Genomic DNA, 17,679 nt, shown 5'->3' with positions numbered 1-17,679 from the left:
TCCCTGGCAGCGGGGACGGCGCTCCCGGTTCAGGCGGGGCTCAGGCCGCCGCGCTCCGAGCGGTCCAGGTGCCTCGGGACGCGCGCAGGCAGTCGTCGAGGAAGCGCAGGTAGCAGTCCAGCCCCCGCGCGCCGAACCCGGCCAGCCGGCGGGCCTCCTCCGGCTTCTGGGAGAGGACTTCCTCCATCATCCGCTCGTTGAGCGCCGTGTGACCCACGTCCACCGCGGCGTGCTCGTTGAGGAAGGTGAGCAGGTCCGTCGTCTCCTTGCCCAGCACCTTCGTCACCTGCTCCAGGATGCGCGGCACCAGCACCACCGCCAGGTAACCCACCTCGTACTCGATGGCCGCCTGGCCGATGGGCTGGTCGCTCGAGAGGGCCTCGTCATGCACCTGGCGGTACTGGCGCATGGCCTCCGTGGGCTGCTGGCCGATGAGGGCCTCCACGTCGAGCGGCTGCGTGTAGCGCGTGTTCCAGCGCCGCGCGAGCACCCGGGCGTCCTCGAGGGTCATCAGGTGGTGCCCGGACTCGTGCCGCGCGTGGGTGACGAGCTGCTGGCCGAGCTTCTCCTGTCCGAGCGCGATGCAGCGCTCGCCCGCGCCGCGGATCCACCCCTCCACCGGCTCGGTCATGTACGCACCGCGCGCCGACCACTCGATGAGGAAGCGCTCCAGCAGCGCCGGGGAGATGTCCGGCGACAGGAGCTGGCGCACCACGGGGTCCGTTTCCAGCCGCGCGCGGGTCTCGAGCACGTGCGGCAGGTACTGCGTCTTCACCAGGTTCATGACGACTCCTTCTCGTGGGTATGGGGCAGACGGCCTACCGTCTGCTCGTGAACGTGCTCCAGGAACTCGGGCACGAGGTCTGCGGGGATGATCCAGAGGCACGGCTCCGCGCCGGCGGAGTCCTCGTGCAGGCGGGCGGCCGCGGCGTAGCTGCCGTCGCCGTCCTCGCGCATGAAGACGAAGCTCTCGCGCCCCCGGCGGGCGTACCAGCGGCGTGCCTCGTCCAGCAGCGCCACGCAGGCGGCTCCTCCCTCCTGGTCGAGCCGGAACAGGCGCGTGGCATCCAGCAGGAGGAAGGGGTTCGTCCCGCGCTGCCCCAGCTCCAGCACCGCCGCCGCGAGCGGCTTTCCCTCGCGGCGTGCCACCAGGATGTGCCGCTCGCGCTCCAGCCCGGCGTCACGCCACGGCCGGGCGCCCTCCTCCAGGTCCAGGGCCTCGGGGCCCAGGTCCAGGGCCTCGACGTAGCTGGCGGGCCGCGTCCGGGCGATCTCCTCCGCGAGGAGCACCCGCTCGCTGGCTGTCGCGGGACCGATGTCCAGGCCCTCCGCGCCCTGCCCGCTGAGCTCGGCGCAGTGGACGTCGATCATCCGCAGGGGGAGGAGGAGCACCCCGGCCCTGCCCGCCATCCGCTGCGCGAAGCCGACGTGCGTGCGGTGGATGAAGGGCACCGTCGTCTCGATGTACGCCGCCAGCCAGCGGAGACCGGGGTCGCCTCGCGCGTGCTCCAACATGCGCACGTAGAGGTCGCGGAGCAGCTGCCCCGGGATGCGCTCGGCCCGCGAGCCCCCCTGCCGCTTCGCGAGCTGGTGGAGGAGCCACAGGGAGCGGTAGGGCTTCATGACGGAGATGGTGGCCTCCACGCCCCGCTCCGAGCACCACACCGCCTCGCTCAGGATGTGCGGCAGGTGCGCGGCACGCCGCCCCAGGCCGACGAAGTGCGTGCGCTGCTCCTCGAACCACTCCGCCGAACGGCCCGCCAGGTTGAAGTAGCCCGAGTCGATGAAGAGCCGCCACATCTCCTCCACCAGGGCTCCGTCGGTGCGCACCATGGGACAGGCTGCCCGCGCCACGAGGCTCCACCAGCGCTCCGCGTCACGCCCGGAGAGGGGCTCCACCCGGAAGCCACAGACGGTGTCCCCCTCGAGGCCCGTGGACACGTGGCGGACCTCCGCGCGCAGGAAGAGCCGCTCACCGCCTTCCGCCACCAGCATGACGGGCTGGAACACCCGGCCCGGCGCGAGCTGCTCTCCGGGCCGGAGCCTCAGCGCCAACCCGCCAAAGGACACATCGACGACCTCGCGCTCCCGGCCGAGCCATCCGGGCAGGGGGAGCTGGAGGCACGTGCCCGGCTGCGCCGGGAAGCGCTGGTGGTGGCGATGGCGCACCCGCTCGAGGCGCGTCGGCAGCGGCGTCACGTACCGCTCCGCCTCCCGCGTGCCCCCGTCCAGGCGCAGGTGGAGGACCGAGCTGTAGCCCACCACCTCCACCTCGTGGGGCGGTGGGCCCCAGCCCTCGCCCGGCACGGTGCGCCAGTGGAGCGCTCCGGCGCCGGTGTCCACGCGCTCCAGCGTCACGCGCACCGCCCGGCCGTCGCGGCGCAGCAGCCCCTTGCCTCCCAGGGCGGCCACGGCCGCCAGCAGGGACCGGATGCGCTCCGGGGCGGTGATGTCCTCCCGGAGGGTGCGCTCTCCTGGAACTGCGGGTGTGGACTCCACCTGGAGCCGTGCTTCCGCGAGCTGTTGCCTCATGACCCTTCTCCGCGTTGCGTGCGGGCGGCTCTGTCGCAGGCGGGGCGTCACGGCGGCGTGACCGCCCCGAGGGGTCTCGCGTCACGCTCCCCCTCCCCAGGGCATGACAGGAGTGCGTACTAGCGGATTCACATGGAGGGGACCTCTCGAAGAGTCGCTCGCCGGAAGACCCCACCCCCGCACCCCGAGGCTGGAGCGTGGATGTTGCGGCTGCTCGGGGGCGCCACCCTGCACGGTCCCGAGGGGCGGTCCGAAAGGTTGGGACGCCAGGCAGCCGCGCTCCTGGCGCGGCTGGCCTTGAAGGGTGCCCAGCACCGCGCGCACGTGGCCGCGCTCCTGTGGCCGGAGGCGCCCGTGACGACGGCCCGTGCCGCCCTGCGCCAGTTGCTGCTGCGTCTGCGCGAGACGCATGCGGTGGCGCTCGTGGAGGGCGAGGAGGACGTGTTGCGGTTGGTGCCCCAACTAGGGGTGGACGTGGTGCTGCTGGAGCAGTGGGCCTCGGCCGGACGTGCCTCGGAGGTGGCGCGGATGGAGGGAGAGCTGCTCTCCGGCCTGGACTACGACGACAGCCCGGAGCTGGATGACTGGGTGCACGGCGAGCGCCGCCGCGTGAACGAGCTGCGCCAGCGCGCCCGCGAGGAGGAGTCGGCCCGGCTGGAGCGGGCGGGCGCGGTGTATGCCGCGCTGGAGTGGAACCGGCGCGTGCTCGACGAGGACCCCACCCAGGAGGAAGCCTGGCGCCGGGCGATGCGGTTGCACCTGCTCCTGGGGGAGCGCGGTGCGGCGCTGCGTGCCTATGACCGCTGCCGCCTGGTGCTCGAGCGCGAGCTGGGCGTGGCTCCCGCGGAGGAGACGCACGCGCTGGCGCGGCTCATCGAGACGGGCGCCGCGCCCTGGGTGGGGACGGCGCGGACGCGGCGGGAGGTGCCTCCGTCCGTGCTGCGTCCGCGTGTGCTGGCCGGGCGGGAGCGGGTGTGGGCCCGCCTGGAGGAGGCCTGGAACGCGCGGCAGGCGGTGTTCATCTCCGGCGCTCCGGGCCTGGGCAAGTCCCGCCTCCTCACCGAGCTCGCCGCGTCCCGGCGCGAGCGCACGCTGCTGTTGGAAGCCCGGCCGGGGGACAGCGCGGTGCCCTACTCGCTGTGCGTGCGATGGTGGCGCACGCTGCTGGCCGGACAGCCCGGGCTCACGCTTCCCGCCTGGGTGAAGCGGGAGCTGGCGCGCGTGATGCCGGAGATGGGGGAGGCGCCCGTCCCGAGCGGCCCCGAGCTGGACCGGCCGCGTTTCTTCGAGGCCCAGTTGGAGCTGATGCGGCTGGCGGGCCGGGGCCTCGCCGCCCTCGTCGTCGACGAGCTGCACTCCAGCGACCTGGCCAGCCTGGAGGTCACCGCGTACCTCCTGGGCCGGCTGCCGGAGGCCCTGGAGCTGCCCCGCCTCATCACCGCGCTGCGCTCGTGGGATGTCTCACCCGACGTGGAGCGGCTCATCACCCGGTTGGTGGACGCGGGCCTCGCCATCCGTGTGGAACTGGAGCCACTCACCTCCAGGGAGGTGGGCCAGCTCCTGTGGGGAACGGAGGTGGAGGGAGCGAAGGCCCTGGCGGATCCTCTCGCCCACCATACCGGGGGCAACCCGCTGTTCGTGGTGGAGACGCTCAAGCACCTCATCGAGTCCGGGGAGCTGGCCCCCACCCCACCGGAGCGGCTGCCCGTGCCGGACACGGTGGGAGCACTGCTCTCGCGGCGGCTGGCGCGGCTGTCCCCCACGGCGCTGCAACTGGCGCGCACCCTGGCGGTGGCCCGGGAGCGGTTCTCCCTGGAGCTGGCCGCCGAGGTGCTCGGCCTCCAACCGGTGGAACTGGCCGGGCGGTGGGACGAACTGCTCGCGGCGGGGGTGGTGCACGAGGGAGGCTTCTCCCACGCGCTCTATCGCGAGGTGGTGCTCCAGGGCCTGCCAGCGCCGGTCTCCGCGTGGCTGGGCCGCCGGATACGCGGAGAATGAGGGGGGGCCTACAGGTCCAGCACCAGCTTGCGCGAGCGGGCGCGGGAGACGCACACGAGCATGTTGCGGCAGGTGGTGCGTTGGGGCTCGGGCAGGAAGGAGTCGCGGTGGTCGGGCTCGCCCTCGAGGACGCGGGTGAGACAGGTGCCGCAGGAGCCGGCCTCGCAGTCACTGGGGACGCGCATTCCGTTGGCGCGGAGCACATTGAGGACGGTGCGCCCTGGGGGAACGGGGAAGGTGGCGCCGGTGCTGCGCACGACGACCTGGAACTCGGTGTCGGCCCGGTCGGTGATGGCGCCGGTGGCTTCGGCGGAGAAGGCCTCGAAGTGGACCTTCTCGCGGGGCCACTGGTGGAGGATGGCGGCTTCGCGCACGGAGCGCATGAGGCCGGCGGGGCCGCAACAATAGAGGCGGGTGCCGCCGGTGCGGGTGGCGAGCAGGGCCTTCACGTCGAGACCCTGGGAGGGGTCTCCCTGGTCATGGTGGAAGGTGACGCGTCCGGCGAAGGAGGAGACGAGCCGCGAGCGGAAGGCGGTGCGCTCGGGCGAGCGGGTGCAGTAGTGCAGGTGCCAGGGGACGCGCTGGCGCCGGAGGACATAGGCCATGGACAGCAGCGGGGTGATGCCGATGCCGCCCGCGACCAGCACATAGCTGCGAGCGTACAGGAGAGGGAAGTCGCAGCGAGGGTAGCTGGTGGTGAGCACGTCGCCCTCGCGCACGAGCTCGTGCATGGCGCGGGAGCCGCCGCGGCCGTGATCATCTCGTTGAACGGCGATGACGTAGCGGTGGCGGGTGTCCTCCGGGTCATTGCAGAGGGAGTACTGCCGCAGGAAACCACCGGGGACGTGGACATCCAGGTGGGAGCCGGCCTCGAAGGGCGGCAGGCGGCCGCCGTCGGAGGCAACGAGCTCATAGGAGAGGATGCCCTCGGCTTCGGGCGTGATGCGCCGCACGCGCAGGCGCAGGGTGTGATGGGCCACGGTGTTTTCCCCCCTCGACGACAGGGCCTCGCCGGGTGAATCGAGAACCCCCGGTCTGGCCGTCGTGAGGATGGGCAGTGCTTTTCGGGGTGGCAATGCACCTGAGGGCTCGCCCTTCGCTAGGCGGAGGACACCGTCGGGTTCATCAATTTCATCTGGAGAACCGGGGAACACAGCCCTGGCGCGATACAGAGGAGGAAGGGTTGTAGGGCCAGAGACAAGGGGATGAGGAGCCACCGTGCGACGAACCGCTCCCTCTCCCATCGGGAGAGGGGACGGGGGTGAGGGTATCCGTCCCCCGGGTTGAACCCGTGTCTGCTCCCTCTCCCTCTGGGAGAGGGCTGGGGTGAGGGTCATCCCGAGATCAACCCGAGTCCCTCCCGGCCGAGCGACCGGAGCATACTGGCCCAGGGCGGAACACTCTCACGCCCCGCGGACGTCCCACCTTGAGAGTGAGCCCACCTGTGAGGAGGCACGTCGATGCCCGGAGTGCTGCGCACAACCCTGCTGCCCGTCCTACTGATGAGCACGCTGTCCACGGTCGCCGTGGCACAGCCGAAGGTCCCCCCTCCGCCGGCGCCGGGTTCCACGGTCCCGCTGGTGGCGAGGAGCGAAAGAACGATCCGGGTGGAGGGGCTGGGGGAGGTGAAGGTGGGGCCGGACGAAGCCTTCATCGATCTGGGGATGGAGACGTTGGCGCCGACGGCGAAGGCGGCGGCGGAGGAGAACGCGAGGAAGATGGAGAAGGTGGTGCAGGCGCTGGTGAAGGCGGGGATACCGCGGGGGGAGATCGAGACGCGCAACTACACGGTGTACCCGGAGTTCCACCCGCCGACGAAGCCGGAGGAGGCGCCGAAGCTGAGGGGCTACCGGGTGAGCAACACGGTGGAGGTGCACGTGCGCGAGCTGGCGCGGGTGGGGGTGCTGCTGGACACGGCGCTGGGGGCGGGGGCGAACCGTGTGGAGTCGGTGCGCTTCGGGCTGAGCAAGCCGGAGGTGGCGCAGGGCGAGGCGTTGAGGAACGCGGTGGAGCGTGCGAGACAATCGGCGCAGGTGCTGGCGACGTCGCTGGGGGTGAGACTGGGGCCGGTGCTGGACGCGAGCACGGTGACGGAGCCGGAGCGGCCCATTCCGGTGGTGGCGCGCTTCGCGATGGCCAGTGAGGCGGCGCAGGACGCGACGACGCCGATCCAACCCCAGGAGCAGACGATCCAAGCGCGGGTGACGCTGGTGTTCGCCATCGAGCCGGGGCAGGGGCAGGGACGATAGGGCAGGGGAAGGCCCCGGGGGCGGGAGGGCCCACCGGGGCCTGGTGGAGACTCAGCGAGGCAGGTCGGCGGCGCGGCGCGCGGCGTTCCAGGTGCCGGAGATGTTGGGAGGCAGCTCGCTGTCGATCTTCTCGGCCAGCCGCTCGGTGATCTGCGAGTGGATGGAGGCGAAGACGACGTGGAGGACGAGGCGGACGTTCTCGGCCTCGATCTGCATGCGCTCGGCGATGTCCAGGTAGAAGTCGTCCTTGTCGAACTTCTGAGCGGGAGCAGTGCGGTCCTTCCAACTGCGTTCGAAGAGCCTGCGGAGCCCCTCGGGGAACTGCTCCTTGAGCTCCTGTACGAGCCCACCGGGGAGCCGCTCGCAGAGCGCGCTCATCACGGCGTCGGCCGCCTCGGACGGGGAGTACTCGGGGACCTCGCGGTTGATGCGCGCGAGGAAGGACTCCACGCTCGTTCCTACACCTTCACCAGACCAGGACTCCGTCTCCTGATTGTGCATCATGGCCATGGGTGTGTCCGCCTCCTTTCCCTGTCAGGTTGGTGACGTCCTACCCGGGCGGCAGCGGGGGCGGGACGAAGCGGGTCCCATGGCTGGAGAGCGGGAGGGCAGCCTCAGGGGGAGGGCTTGGAGGCCCTGGAGCCCTTGCCGGAGTACAGGTCGATGACCTCGGAGAGGGAGCGCTGGCAGACGGCGCAGAAGGGGACGCGGTCGCGGGTGAACATGACGCAGTCGAGCTGGGGCCGGTAGTAGCCGCGGGCCTCGTACATGGCGCCCTCGAAGGCACCGACCTTGCCGGAGTACTGCTGTTGGGAGAGGAAGGACTCCTCCCAGTCGCGCTGGGAGGTGAAGAGGGCATCCATCTCGGACTCGGGGCGGCGCTCGGCGCGGATGCGGCGGCGCTGCTCCTGCACCTTGCGCGCGTGCTCCTCGTACTCCTGCTTCTTCCACGGCGTGGGGAGGGGAGTGCTGGCGGCGACCAGGTCCTTCCACTTGAGGCGAGCGGGGTCCTTGAGGGCGGTGACGTTCTTCTCCCAGGGCTCGACGCGATCCTCGGCGGGAGCGTAGGCGGTGTCGGAGGTGTAGTACTCGTCGGCGAGGCCGGCGAAGTGGTGGCCGAACTCGTGGACGAAGACATAGGGGGACCAGAGGTTGTCGGCGGCGACGGTGCTGTAGAGGCCGAAGATGCCGCCGCCGCCGTAGGTGTTGCCGTTGACGAGGATTTCGACGAACTCGTAGGGGGCGAAGGCGGCGATGTCGCGGAAGCGGCGGTTCTCGAAGGTGAGGACGTAGCGCTCGCTGCCGAAGGCGTCATAGGTGGCGCCGACGGGCGAATCGCGGTGGATGCCGGTGGAGGGGCGGGAGATGCCGGACTGACGGGAGGAGGGCATGAGGCCCCAGACGTTGAAGTCCGACTTGCGCTCCTTGAAGGGGGAGAAGGTGAAGAGGATGTCGACGAGCCGCCGGGCGTCCTTCTCGAAGCGGGCGCGCTCCTTCTCGGTATAGCCATCGCCGAGGATGAGCAGGTCCACCTTGTCGGCCGGAGGGCCGCTCTCGAGCAGCTTCACGAGCGGGCCGGGGGAGGCGGGGGCGGAGGGGTCGACGAACATGTCCTTGGGGTCGACGGTGAGGCTCCAGACCTCGCGGAAGGAGTTGTCCTTGGCGCGCTTCTTGAGGATGACCTGGACGGGCTTCTCGGGGGTGGGGAAGCGGAGGGACTCGTGGAAGGTGCGATTCACCTCACGGGCCTCGGGAGTGGTCTCCCACTCGCCGTAGATGGAGGCGAAGCCGCGCGAGTAGAGCATGCGGTTGGTATCGCGGTCGCGCACCTCGAAGAGGTACTTGCCGAGGTTGGTCTCGTCGATGGAGCGGGAGGGATTGCCGGGCCAGGGGAGGGGCTCCACGACGAGGCGGTCGAGGCTGAAGCGCTCCTCGGTGGCGTTGCCGGTGTGGAAGTAGTCGACGCGGAAGGTCGCGGGTGCCGGAGCGGGAGTGCTCGCGGCCAGCAGGAGGGCCAGCAGGACGTTCATGGCCGGGAACGTACCCGAGACGGCGTCAGGACGTCCCGGGAGGTAGGAACCGCCTGATTGCACCGAGCACCTCCTGGAACAACGGCCCGGCTCCATGCGAACAAGAGCCTCGGGCCTCAGCGGACGGGAGGCCAGCGAGGAACTCGCATGGACGAGAAGAAGAAGCCAGAATCGAACTGGGAGGAAGCGGAGCGGTTGGGGCCGTACCAGATTCACGAGCAGGTGCCGCAGTCCGCTCACGAGCAGGGGGAACTCTACCGGGCCACGCACGAGACGAGCGGGGCGACGGCCCTCGTGTTCAAGCCCGCCGACGAGGAGGGGGCGGTACCACTGAAGGACTGGAGGGTGCATTTCATCTCCTCGGCCTCATCCGGCTGCGTTGCCATGGAGGTGGTGCACACCCCCTGGTCCGTGGCCCCCGACAAGCACTCGGTGGAGGCGCTGACGTTCTTGTTCGAGCGTGTGCACGAGGGGGTGCAGCGCATGGCTCGCGCCTTCCCCAACACCCACGAGTCGCGCCTCGGGTGGCGTCTGGGTCTGGGCGTGGCGAGCGCTGCGTCGGTGTGTGCCTTGCTCTTCGTGCTGATGCGTCCGGCGCCCGTGTCCCTGCCGTCGAGCAACCCGGAGCCTATGGAGCGGACTCTACCCGTGCTCACGAGCCACGACGTACAGGGGGACAGCCAGGACTCCGACTTCCGTGCCTGGCTCGCGGACACCACGCCCCAAGGACAATCCGAACTCGCCCGGCCGCTGCCGCGCGAGCCCCTCAAAGGGCAGAAGCGTCCCCCCTGCACTCGCTACACCGAGGTCGAACTGGTGGGCGCCTGCTGGGCGCCTCATGAGCTCAAGGCCCCGTGCCCGGAAGATCTTTTCGAGTACCAGGGCAAATGCTACCTGCCCTCATTCAGCGCCAGGTCGCTGCCGCCCCAGTCGTTCGGTCAGTGAGTGGCACGCGCCCTCTCTCGAACCAGCACAATCAGTGAGTTCAAACCAGACGGGACCGGCCCAACAGAAGCGCACGGTGCGCCTCCATTGGGCCGGTCTGTTACACCGCACGGGGCCCCGGACGTTTTCGCGTGTGAGGCCCCGAGATGCTCAGGGCGACTGAACCAGTCGTGCCATCACACGCTCGCTGTTGGTGCTCGGCGAGGGATTGGAACGGCGATAGACGACGAGGGCGCTTTCCCCTCCCATGGAGGTAACAGTGGGCTCGACTTCATTCTCCGGCTCAGTGGAGATGGGAATGCCACTGGTGTCGAGCACCTTGCCCATTTCATCTACCCGCGCACCGTAGATGTCAGTGAATCCAGTGTTGCTGCGGTAATCCTGCCAAACGACCAGGAAGTTCGCCCCATCGTAGGCCGCTACGGGGTAGTACTGGGTGTTGGTGGCGGCGGAGATTGCAATACCGCTGGTGTCGAGGACCGTACCGGCGCTACTCACCCGCGCACCGTAGATGTCATAGCCCGTGCTGCTGCGGTATTCATGCCACACGACCAGGAAGTACATCCCATTGTGGGCCACCGAAGGACGTTCTTCGTAATTGGCGCTGATGGAAATGAGGATGCCACTGGTATCGAGGACTGTACCGGAGCTGCTCACCCGAGCACCGTAGATGTCAGATGCATAGGTGGTAGATGTATTATTGCGGTAGTCCTGCCAGGCGACCAGGAAGTTCGTTCCGTTGAAGGCCACTACGGGGTAGTACTGGTCATTGGTGGCGGCAGAGATGAGAATGCCGCTGGTGTTGAGCACTGTGCCGGCGCTGCTCACCCGCGCACCGTAGATGTCAGAGGTATAGGTGGTGGATGTAATATTGCGGTAGTCCTGCCACACGACCAGGAAGTTCGTTCCATCGTGGGCCACCACAGGGTTGGACTGTTCGTTGATGGCGGTAGAAATGGGAATGCCGCTGGTGTCGAGGACTGTGCCGGCGCTGCTCACCCGCGCACCGTAGATGTCATAGCCCGTGCTGCTGCGGTATTCATCCCACACGACCAGGAAGTTCGTTCCATCGTGGGCTACTGCGGGGTTGTACTTATAGCCTGTGGAAATAAGGATGCCGCTACTGTCGAGCACCGTACCCGTTTCGCTCACTCGCGCACCGTAGATAGCAGAGTATCCATTGCGGTGGTCCTGCCACACGATCAAGAAGTTCATTCCATCGTGAGCCACGGCGGGGGTGTATTGGCCATTCGCGGATTTGGAAATGGAGATGTCGGCGGTGTCGAGCACTGTACCTGTGCTGCTCACCCGAGCACCGTAGATGTTAGGGCTGTTGGGGGTGCTTTGGTCCTGCCAAACGACCAGGTAGTTCGTCCCATCGTGGGCCACCGCAGGCATTGCTGCAGAGTTGGAGGACGTGGAGATGAGAATGCTACTGGTGTCGAGGAGCGTGCCGGTGCTGTTCACCCGAGCACCGTAGATGTCATAGCTACGGGCGTCCCGCCAAACGACCAGGAAGTTCGTCCCCTCGCGCGCCACTGCAGGGTATTTTTGGTCGCTGGTGGCGGTGGAGATGGGGATACCGCTGGGGTTACGCACCACACCAGTCCCGCTCACCCGAGCACCGTAGATGTCGTAGCCCGCGCCGCTGCGGGAGTCCTGCCACACGACCATGAAGTCCAAGCCGTTGTATGCCACTGCGGGGGATTCCTGGGCATTGACAGCTGTGGAGATAAGAATGCCACTGGTGTTGAGCACTGTACCGGTGTTGCTCATCCGAGCGCCGTAGATGTCAGGACTGCCGCCGCTGCGGGTGTCCTGCCAGACGACCAGGGAGTTCGTCCCATTGCTAGCAACGGCGGGTTTTGTCTGGTTGTTGGCGGCTGTGGAGATGGGGATGCCGCTGATGTCGAGCACGGTGCCGGCATTGCTCACCCGAGCACCATAGATATCAGAGGTACTGCTGCTGCTACTGCTGCGATGGTCTTGCCACACGACCAGGAAGTTCATTCCGTCGTGGACCACGGCGGGATAGGCTTGGTCGTAGGTGGCGGTGGAGATGGGAATACCGTTGATGTCGAGCACGGTGCCGGTATTGCTCACCCGAGCACCGTAAATGTCATAGTAGCCACTGCGGGAGTCATGCCAAACGACCAGGAAGTTAATCCCGTTGCTGACCACAGCGGGTGCGTATTGGCTACTGATGGCGTTGGAGATGCGAATGCCAGTGGCGTCGAGCACGGTGCCGGTATTGCTCACCCGAGCACCGTAGATGTCAGAGCTGTTACTGCGATAGTCCTCCCAGACGACCAGGAAGTTCGTCCCGTTGTGGGCTATCGCGGGTTCGTATTGGCTACTATCCGCAGGACCATACACCGGATCGTCCATGCCAATCTCGGATGAGACGATGGGGTCGAGCACGGCCGGGTAGGTTGACGCCTCCACCACTTGCGCCGGCACGCTCAACAAGATGCTGTCGGCCTCGAAACGGGCGGGCACGGGAGTGCGCTGACCCTCCGCATCCACCCATGTGCCGTGGCCGTAGCGCACGCCCAGGCCGGTGTCCCCGGCGGTGAAGTGCAACCCGTTGGCCGTCTCCCCGATGAAGCGTCCGTTCTTCACCGGCAGCCGTACCTCGAGGTCCCCTGTCCCACCGGGTCTCCGCTCGAAGCTCCAACTCTGTTCCACTCCGTCTTTGGTATTCTGGAAGTGTTCGGCCACCTCGCCGCGGGCGATGGTGAGGCCACCGGAGTCCCGCACCTGGCCCTTCGCTTCGTGGCTCGACAGCATCCTGCCTCCACGGGCCACGTGGGCGGTGCCGAAGCTCACAGGGTCTCCTTCTACATGTTCATGCGTGAGGGATTCCTGCTGTTTCGCCCTCTGCTCCTGAGTGGGCCGTGGTGCCTCGGCTCCCTCGGGCTGGGCTCGCGGGTAGTGATAGGGCGTGACGCTGAAGCCGTCGGTCTCCACCCGCACCGCATAGGTGCTGTGCCCTCCTTCCCATGCCGGGCCTTGGGGCCGGAAGGCGAAGTGCACCTGGTCCATGACCTTCTGCACGTCGAAAGGAGCTTTCACCTGCCCCGAGTCGGCGGGGGCTTCGTTGGTTGGGGAATGCGTGCGTTCTTCTTGGGCGCAGCCAGAGAGCAGCCAGACCGTGAGAAATCCCACAGCCCATCGGCTGTTCGAATGGAGACTCAGCATTGAAACCTCCGTACTTGGGGATCCATTCACCACGAGCAATGTCTTGTCAGTGGAGCGCCGGTGAGCTGCCCGGAGCCGACCACCAGCAAGAATCCGAGCGACCTGTTCATCCACCACGACTCGCTGCTGTGCATTCCGCTGTTCCCGACAGAACCCAGTCACGTGTTGGATTCACGGAAAGCAATATTTCAATAATATAAGACGGGCACGGGAACAACGATAAGGACGGGTTGAGTGTTGGATGCTCGGAACTCAGCGTGTAAGCGTTAAGAAAGAGGCGGAGGTTCGCCCTGGAGTTCAGGTTCGAGGCGGTTCGGTTGGAGGTGAGGGCCGAACAACATCGACCTGACTGGCCGCCCTTCACAGCCGGGTGAATCAGGCGGATGTCGATGAGGGCAATGATTCAGCGGGAACGCTCACCACGGACCGAGCGGGAGGATTCGGTCTGGCCGCGCAAGGAGAACCGTCGGCGCGGATGGAGCGTGACTTCCTGAAAAACAACGGCCTTCTTCGCGAAGGAGGGCTCGACGTGAAGTTCGAGTGCTCCCACGCGAAGAAGGCCTGTTTCACATCGAGTTCATGTGCCCGCGTTGGGCGTGTCGCGCTCGGGTCAGAACGTCCCTGAGATCGAGGCGCCCGCTCCGTTGGGGCTGGCGGTGACGCCCACGGAGACGGGCGGGGGCTCGGGCGAGAGGAGGTACATCACGGCCCCCGTGGCGAGCGCCGCGCCCGAGCCGATGAGCAGGCCATTGAGCACCTGGGCTTTCTTCGAGAGCCTGCCGAGGATCTCCTTGCCGGCCGTGTCGTTGGCGTCGACCTTGTTGTTGTCGTTGATGTGGGGTTGGAGCGCCGTCCAATCCGGCTGCGCGGCGATCCGCATGGCGCCCGCGCCCGCCAGTCCCGCGACTCCCACGCCCAGCACGACATAGGAGGCGACGCGCAGGGGCCGCACCGAGCCGGACTTCGCCTCGGTCGAGGTGGCTGCGCTCGCGTCGGCGGTGGAGACCCAGGGCGGCTGGATGTTGGGGTTGACGACCACGACGCTGGGCTGCGTCTTTCCGGTGGTCACGTAGTCGACCAGCGCGGTGAGGGACTCGGCCGGGGCGTCGAGCCCCTGCGTCTTGAAGCCACCCTCGCGCAGCTTCTGGCCACCCTCCACGTTGAGCACGGTGGCGGCGAGCCACTTGGGGCCGCTGCTCGCCCGCTCCATCCTCACGACGATGACCTCCTCCACGCCCAGGGTGCCGCCCATGCGGACCGCATGCGAGAGCACCTGGTCGTCATCGTCGCTGGAGGCCAGGCAGGGGAAGGGGCTGGCCGAGATGGAGCCCTCGTAGGCCAGGTCCACGAGCACGGGCGTCTCCTCGCCCTGCACCGGAATCTGGCGGGGGAAGCTGACGGCATCGCCATTCTTGAGGGCCAGCTCGTAGGTGCCGGCGAGGACCTCCAGGGTCAGCGGCGTCTGCCCCATGCTCCGGCCCTCGAGGAAGACCTCGGAGGCGGGCAGGGTGGACTTCACCGAGAGCTTCACCTTCTTGGTCTTGGCCAGCTCCTTGCGCAGCTTGTCGAAGGCCTGGCGCGTGGAGGGGGTGTAGTAGTCCGGGTCGAGCGTGTACTGCGCGTCGAGCCGCAACACGTTGCGGAACGCGTCATCGCTCTCCTTCACGCGGTTCATCGCGCGGTAGTTGAGGGCCTGGAGGAGCTGGGCCTCGACGTACAGCTTCCAGCGGGCCTCGCCCACGGGGAGGCGGGCCACCTGCTTGAGAACCTCCTCGAGCGCCTGGGCGGTCCGCGTGTAGCGCGCCTCGTAGAACTGGCCCTGGGCGGCGTCGAGCTGCCGCTTGATGTCCTCGAAGCTGCCGGAGGGCATGGGGAACAGCCGCTCGGTGAAGTCCGCCGCGGAGAGGACGTTCTCCCCCGGACGGGCCATCAGCGCGTTGTAGAAGGCCTTGGTCTGACTGCTGAGCTCCGCGTCCTTGCAGTCTCCGCTGGCCACCACCACGCGGCGCGGAGCCGCACCCGCGGCGCCACTGAGCGCGAGGGCGAGTACCACCATCATCTTCTTCATGTCGTTCCTCGATTCGTTGGAAGTTCGTGTGCCGTGGGCGGGTGCTTCTGGTAGGTCCAGCCCCAGGAGCTCAGGGTTGCCCCGGTCCGATGGGGTTCACTCCGCGTGGAAGGGTCTCCACCTCGGAGCGGGCTGAGGGGTCTGGCGAGATTCATGATGTGGGCTCGATTGCACGGCCCGTTCCGTCGGCCGCCAGACGATCGGCCTCGAAATACCAGCCGCCGCGCCATGCCCACAACCTCCCCGTCCAGACGCGAAAAGCCCCTCATTCCAAGGACTTGGGAGGGTGCCGGGCTTCCTACCCGTCACGGTGGTTCCTCCTCGGGGGTGGCCTCCTCTCCACCGTGGATGCCGCCGCCGTCCCGATCATGGACGGACCATCCCGGGGTGGATACCGCTACCCCGCCCGCCCAGCGGGGGAACGGAGCGTGCTCCCGTGCGTCGCCGTGGGCCATCGCCATCTTGGTCAACTGGAGGTCCTTCGGCCGGGCGGGGACTCCCGGCCATTCCGGGAATGGGTCGAGGGTTGATGCGGCACGCGTGGCGGAACGAGGAAGAGGGGACCCGGCGCCTTCTGCTGGCGGGTGGACGGCTGGCCCTGATGCCGGGCTTGCGCCAGACACGAGCGCGCCACAGCCTGGGTGGGCGCGGGGGAGGGGAAGCACCCCCCATGTGTCCGCCACCGGAACGTGACGCCCGGGCTGGTCCTTCATGACCAAGCCATGACATGGCTCGGGGAGAGTGACAACGCCATGAACATCGCCGTGATGGTCAACCTGCGTGCCCGCCACAGCTCGGAACGAGTGGGTGGGATGGTGCAACGCTTCTTCCCCCGGGCCCGGCTGGCGCTCACCCGTTCGTTGGACGAGGCCCGGACGTGGATCTCCGAGCAGCTCCGGCCCAATCCGCCCACGTTGCTGCTGGCTGGAGGCGGAGACGGCACCATCACCGGGCTGCTCAACGAGCTGCGCGAGCAGGGGCTGTCGCTGCCGGCCATCGGGGTGCTGCCGCTGGGCACGGGCAACGCCTGGGCGCGCGTCACCGGAGCGCCGAAGCCCTCGGTGGCGCTGAGCCACCTGGCCGCCTGTGGCGAGCGCCTGCCGCCCCTGCGCCTCTTCTCGCTCGTGCGGGTGGAGAACAAGGTGGCGCCCTTCGCCGGCACCGGCTGGGACGCGGAGATGCTGCAGGACTTCAAGGACCAGCTGGCGAAGTTCCCGCCCGGCCCCCTGCGCGAGGTCAATGCCGGGCTGCGCGGCTATCTGGGCGCCATGTTCACCCGCACCATTCCGCGGCACACGTTCGGCGCGGGAGACCCGAAGGTGAAGGTGTACAACCTGGGGAGCCCGGCGCTCACCGTGGATGAGCGGGGCTCGGTGATGCCCCTGCCCCGGGGGGAGACCGGAGCGCTGCTCTACGAGGGCCCCGCCGGAGTCGCGGGAGCGGCCACCACGCCCGAGTGGGGCTTCGGCTTCAAGGCCTTCCCCTTCGCGCAGGCGGTGCCGCACCGGCTCTCCGTGCGCGTCTACGGTGCCGGCGTGCTGGAGGCCACGCGCAACATGTTCAAGCTGTGGCGTGGCCAGCACCCGATGCCGAAGATGCACGACTTCTTCGTCGAGCGCCTGCGCATGGACTTCGATCGCGAGGTGCCCTTCCAGATGGGCGGCGACGTGATGGGGATGCGGCGCTCGCTCGAGTTCAGCCTGGCCCAGGAGTCCGTGCAGCTGGTGGACTGGCGGCAGCTGCGGCGGCTGGTCGGGGTGGCGTGAGGCGCGGCGGCGCGTGCCGTCTCAGCCGTTGGCGCGCGCCGTGGGGTGCCCGAGCACGTAGGTGAGGGTGCCCTTGCCGCCCATGGGAACCTGGCCCACCTCCCAGGTGTAGCCCTCGCGGGCGAGCGAGGCCGTCACGGCGCGCAGCTCCTCGGGGCGGTGCGCCCGGAGCACGGACACCAGCCCATCCCAGGTGATGGTGATCGGGGCCACGGGGAGCACGTAGGTGAGCAGCAGGCGCAGCGGCGTCAGCGGCCGGATGAGCGGGGTGAAGAGCAGCACCAGCAACGGAACGAACAGCGCGCCGAGGAGGCCCTTGGGCGTGCGCTCCACCACCTCGAAGGCGGCGATGGGAACGCCGCTGGCCTGGGCATCCGCGAGCATGGCCCGGACCTGCTCGGGGCGGAAGTGGTGGAGGGCATTGAAGAGGGTGCGCGTGCCCCGGAGCTCCTGGGGTACTTTCAGGGCATCCACCGGCCGCTCCAGATAGTCGACGCCCAGGGCCCGGGCCCGCTCGGCCGCCTGGGCGTTGGGATACAGGTCGGTGAGCAGCACGTGGGGCTTCAACCCGTGCTTCGAGGCCAGGTGCTCGCGCAACCCGGGCAGGGCGCCTCCGCCACCCGAGCCCAGGTCGATCAACTCCTGGCGCTCGGAGGCGCGAAGGGCGCGGGCGAGCACGTCCACCGCGCCGTCGAACATGCCCATCCGGCTGCTGATGGTCTCGAGGTAGTCCGTGCCGAGATCTCTCAGGGCGCGCGGGTACCAGTCCTGGTCGATCAGCTCGAAGAGGTGCAGCCGGGGCAGCGGGGTCATCGCGGTCAGGGTCTCGTTCATGGCTGGAAATTGCCAGCGAGGTCTCCGTCCCGCATTGACCGCTGACGCCAGAACGG

Annotated in this window: 12 protein-coding genes and 1 pseudogene; 5 read left to right on the top strand and 8 right to left on the bottom strand. The window is 68.4% G+C overall.

The window, feature by feature from the left end; translation table 11 throughout:
• Positions 1-40: 40 nt before the first annotated feature.
• Entirely contained in the window at positions 41-784 is a 744-nt protein-coding gene (locus tag NR810_RS12255) for a hypothetical protein (RefSeq protein WP_257451674.1), read from the bottom strand.
• Positions 781-2,532, bottom strand: coding sequence for a PilZ domain-containing protein (locus NR810_RS12250; RefSeq protein ID WP_257451673.1), 1,752 nt, complete (start codon positions 2,530-2,532; stop codon positions 781-783). The genes NR810_RS12255 and NR810_RS12250 overlap by 4 nt, the downstream gene beginning before the upstream one ends.
• A 201-nt stretch (positions 2,533-2,733) precedes the next feature.
• On the opposite strand from NR810_RS12250, the gene NR810_RS12245 reads away from it, so the two are divergent.
• Positions 2,734-4,530, top strand: a complete 1,797-nt coding sequence (locus tag NR810_RS12245) for an AAA family ATPase (protein WP_257451672.1) — start codon at positions 2,734-2,736, stop codon at positions 4,528-4,530.
• Between the two features lie 8 nt (positions 4,531-4,538).
• On the opposite strand, the gene NR810_RS12240 is transcribed toward NR810_RS12245, so the two are convergent.
• On the bottom strand, positions 4,539-5,510 hold the full coding sequence (locus NR810_RS12240) for a PDR/VanB family oxidoreductase (RefSeq protein ID WP_257451671.1): 972 nt from the start codon (positions 5,508-5,510) through the stop codon (positions 4,539-4,541).
• Between the two features lie 480 nt (positions 5,511-5,990).
• Here NR810_RS12240 and NR810_RS12235 point away from each other — a divergent pair, with 480 nt between their 5' ends.
• The gene (locus tag NR810_RS12235; protein WP_257451670.1) at positions 5,991-6,779 is read left to right on the top strand and encodes an SIMPL domain-containing protein; all 789 of its coding nucleotides are present in this window, start codon (positions 5,991-5,993) and stop codon (positions 6,777-6,779) included.
• A gap of 51 nt (positions 6,780-6,830) precedes the next feature.
• Here the strand turns inward: NR810_RS12235 and NR810_RS12230 are convergent, their stop codons facing one another.
• On the bottom strand, positions 6,831-7,289 hold the full coding sequence (locus NR810_RS12230) for a DUF2267 domain-containing protein (protein ID WP_257451666.1): 459 nt from the start codon (positions 7,287-7,289) through the stop codon (positions 6,831-6,833).
• 104 nt (positions 7,290-7,393) lie between these two features.
• Positions 7,394-8,809, bottom strand: coding sequence for an IgA Peptidase M64 (locus NR810_RS12225; RefSeq protein WP_257451663.1), 1,416 nt, complete (start codon positions 8,807-8,809; stop codon positions 7,394-7,396).
• Between the two features lie 147 nt (positions 8,810-8,956).
• On the opposite strand from NR810_RS12225, the gene NR810_RS12220 reads away from it, so the two are divergent.
• Positions 8,957-9,754: a hypothetical protein gene (locus NR810_RS12220; protein ID WP_257451661.1), complete on the top strand. Its 798-nt coding sequence runs from the start codon at positions 8,957-8,959 to the stop codon at positions 9,752-9,754.
• A gap of 150 nt (positions 9,755-9,904) precedes the next feature.
• Here the strand turns inward: NR810_RS12220 and NR810_RS12215 are convergent, their stop codons facing one another.
• Positions 9,905-12,955 (bottom strand): hypothetical protein, encoded by a 3,051-nt coding sequence (locus NR810_RS12215; RefSeq protein WP_257451659.1) that lies wholly within the window; start codon positions 12,953-12,955, stop codon positions 9,905-9,907.
• Between the two features lie 452 nt (positions 12,956-13,407).
• On the opposite strand from NR810_RS12215, the pseudogene NR810_RS52800 reads away from it, so the two are divergent.
• Positions 13,408-13,566, top strand: a pseudogene (locus tag NR810_RS52800) (IS3 family transposase); the annotation flags it as partial.
• Here NR810_RS52800 and NR810_RS12210 read toward each other — a convergent pair.
• Positions 13,566-15,023: a PEGA domain-containing protein gene (locus tag NR810_RS12210; RefSeq protein ID WP_257451657.1), complete on the bottom strand. Its 1,458-nt coding sequence runs from the start codon at positions 15,021-15,023 to the stop codon at positions 13,566-13,568. The pseudogene NR810_RS52800 and the gene NR810_RS12210 overlap by 1 nt on opposite strands.
• 752 nt (positions 15,024-15,775) lie before the next feature.
• Here NR810_RS12210 and NR810_RS12205 point away from each other — a divergent pair.
• Positions 15,776-16,789: a diacylglycerol/lipid kinase family protein gene (locus tag NR810_RS12205; RefSeq protein WP_257452001.1), complete on the top strand. Its 1,014-nt coding sequence runs from the start codon at positions 15,776-15,778 to the stop codon at positions 16,787-16,789.
• Between the two features lie 21 nt (positions 16,790-16,810).
• Here NR810_RS12205 and NR810_RS12200 read toward each other — a convergent pair whose 3' ends face one another.
• Positions 16,811-17,623 (bottom strand): hypothetical protein, encoded by an 813-nt coding sequence (locus NR810_RS12200; protein WP_257451656.1) that lies wholly within the window; start codon positions 17,621-17,623, stop codon positions 16,811-16,813.
• Positions 17,624-17,679: the final 56 nt, after the last annotated feature.

The organism is Archangium lipolyticum (assembly GCF_024623785.1).
Lineage (GTDB): Bacteria > Myxococcota > Myxococcia > Myxococcales > Myxococcaceae > Archangium > Archangium lipolyticum.
The sequence above is the reverse complement of the archived record's forward strand: the minus strand, read 5'-3'. Positions and strand labels throughout refer to the sequence as shown.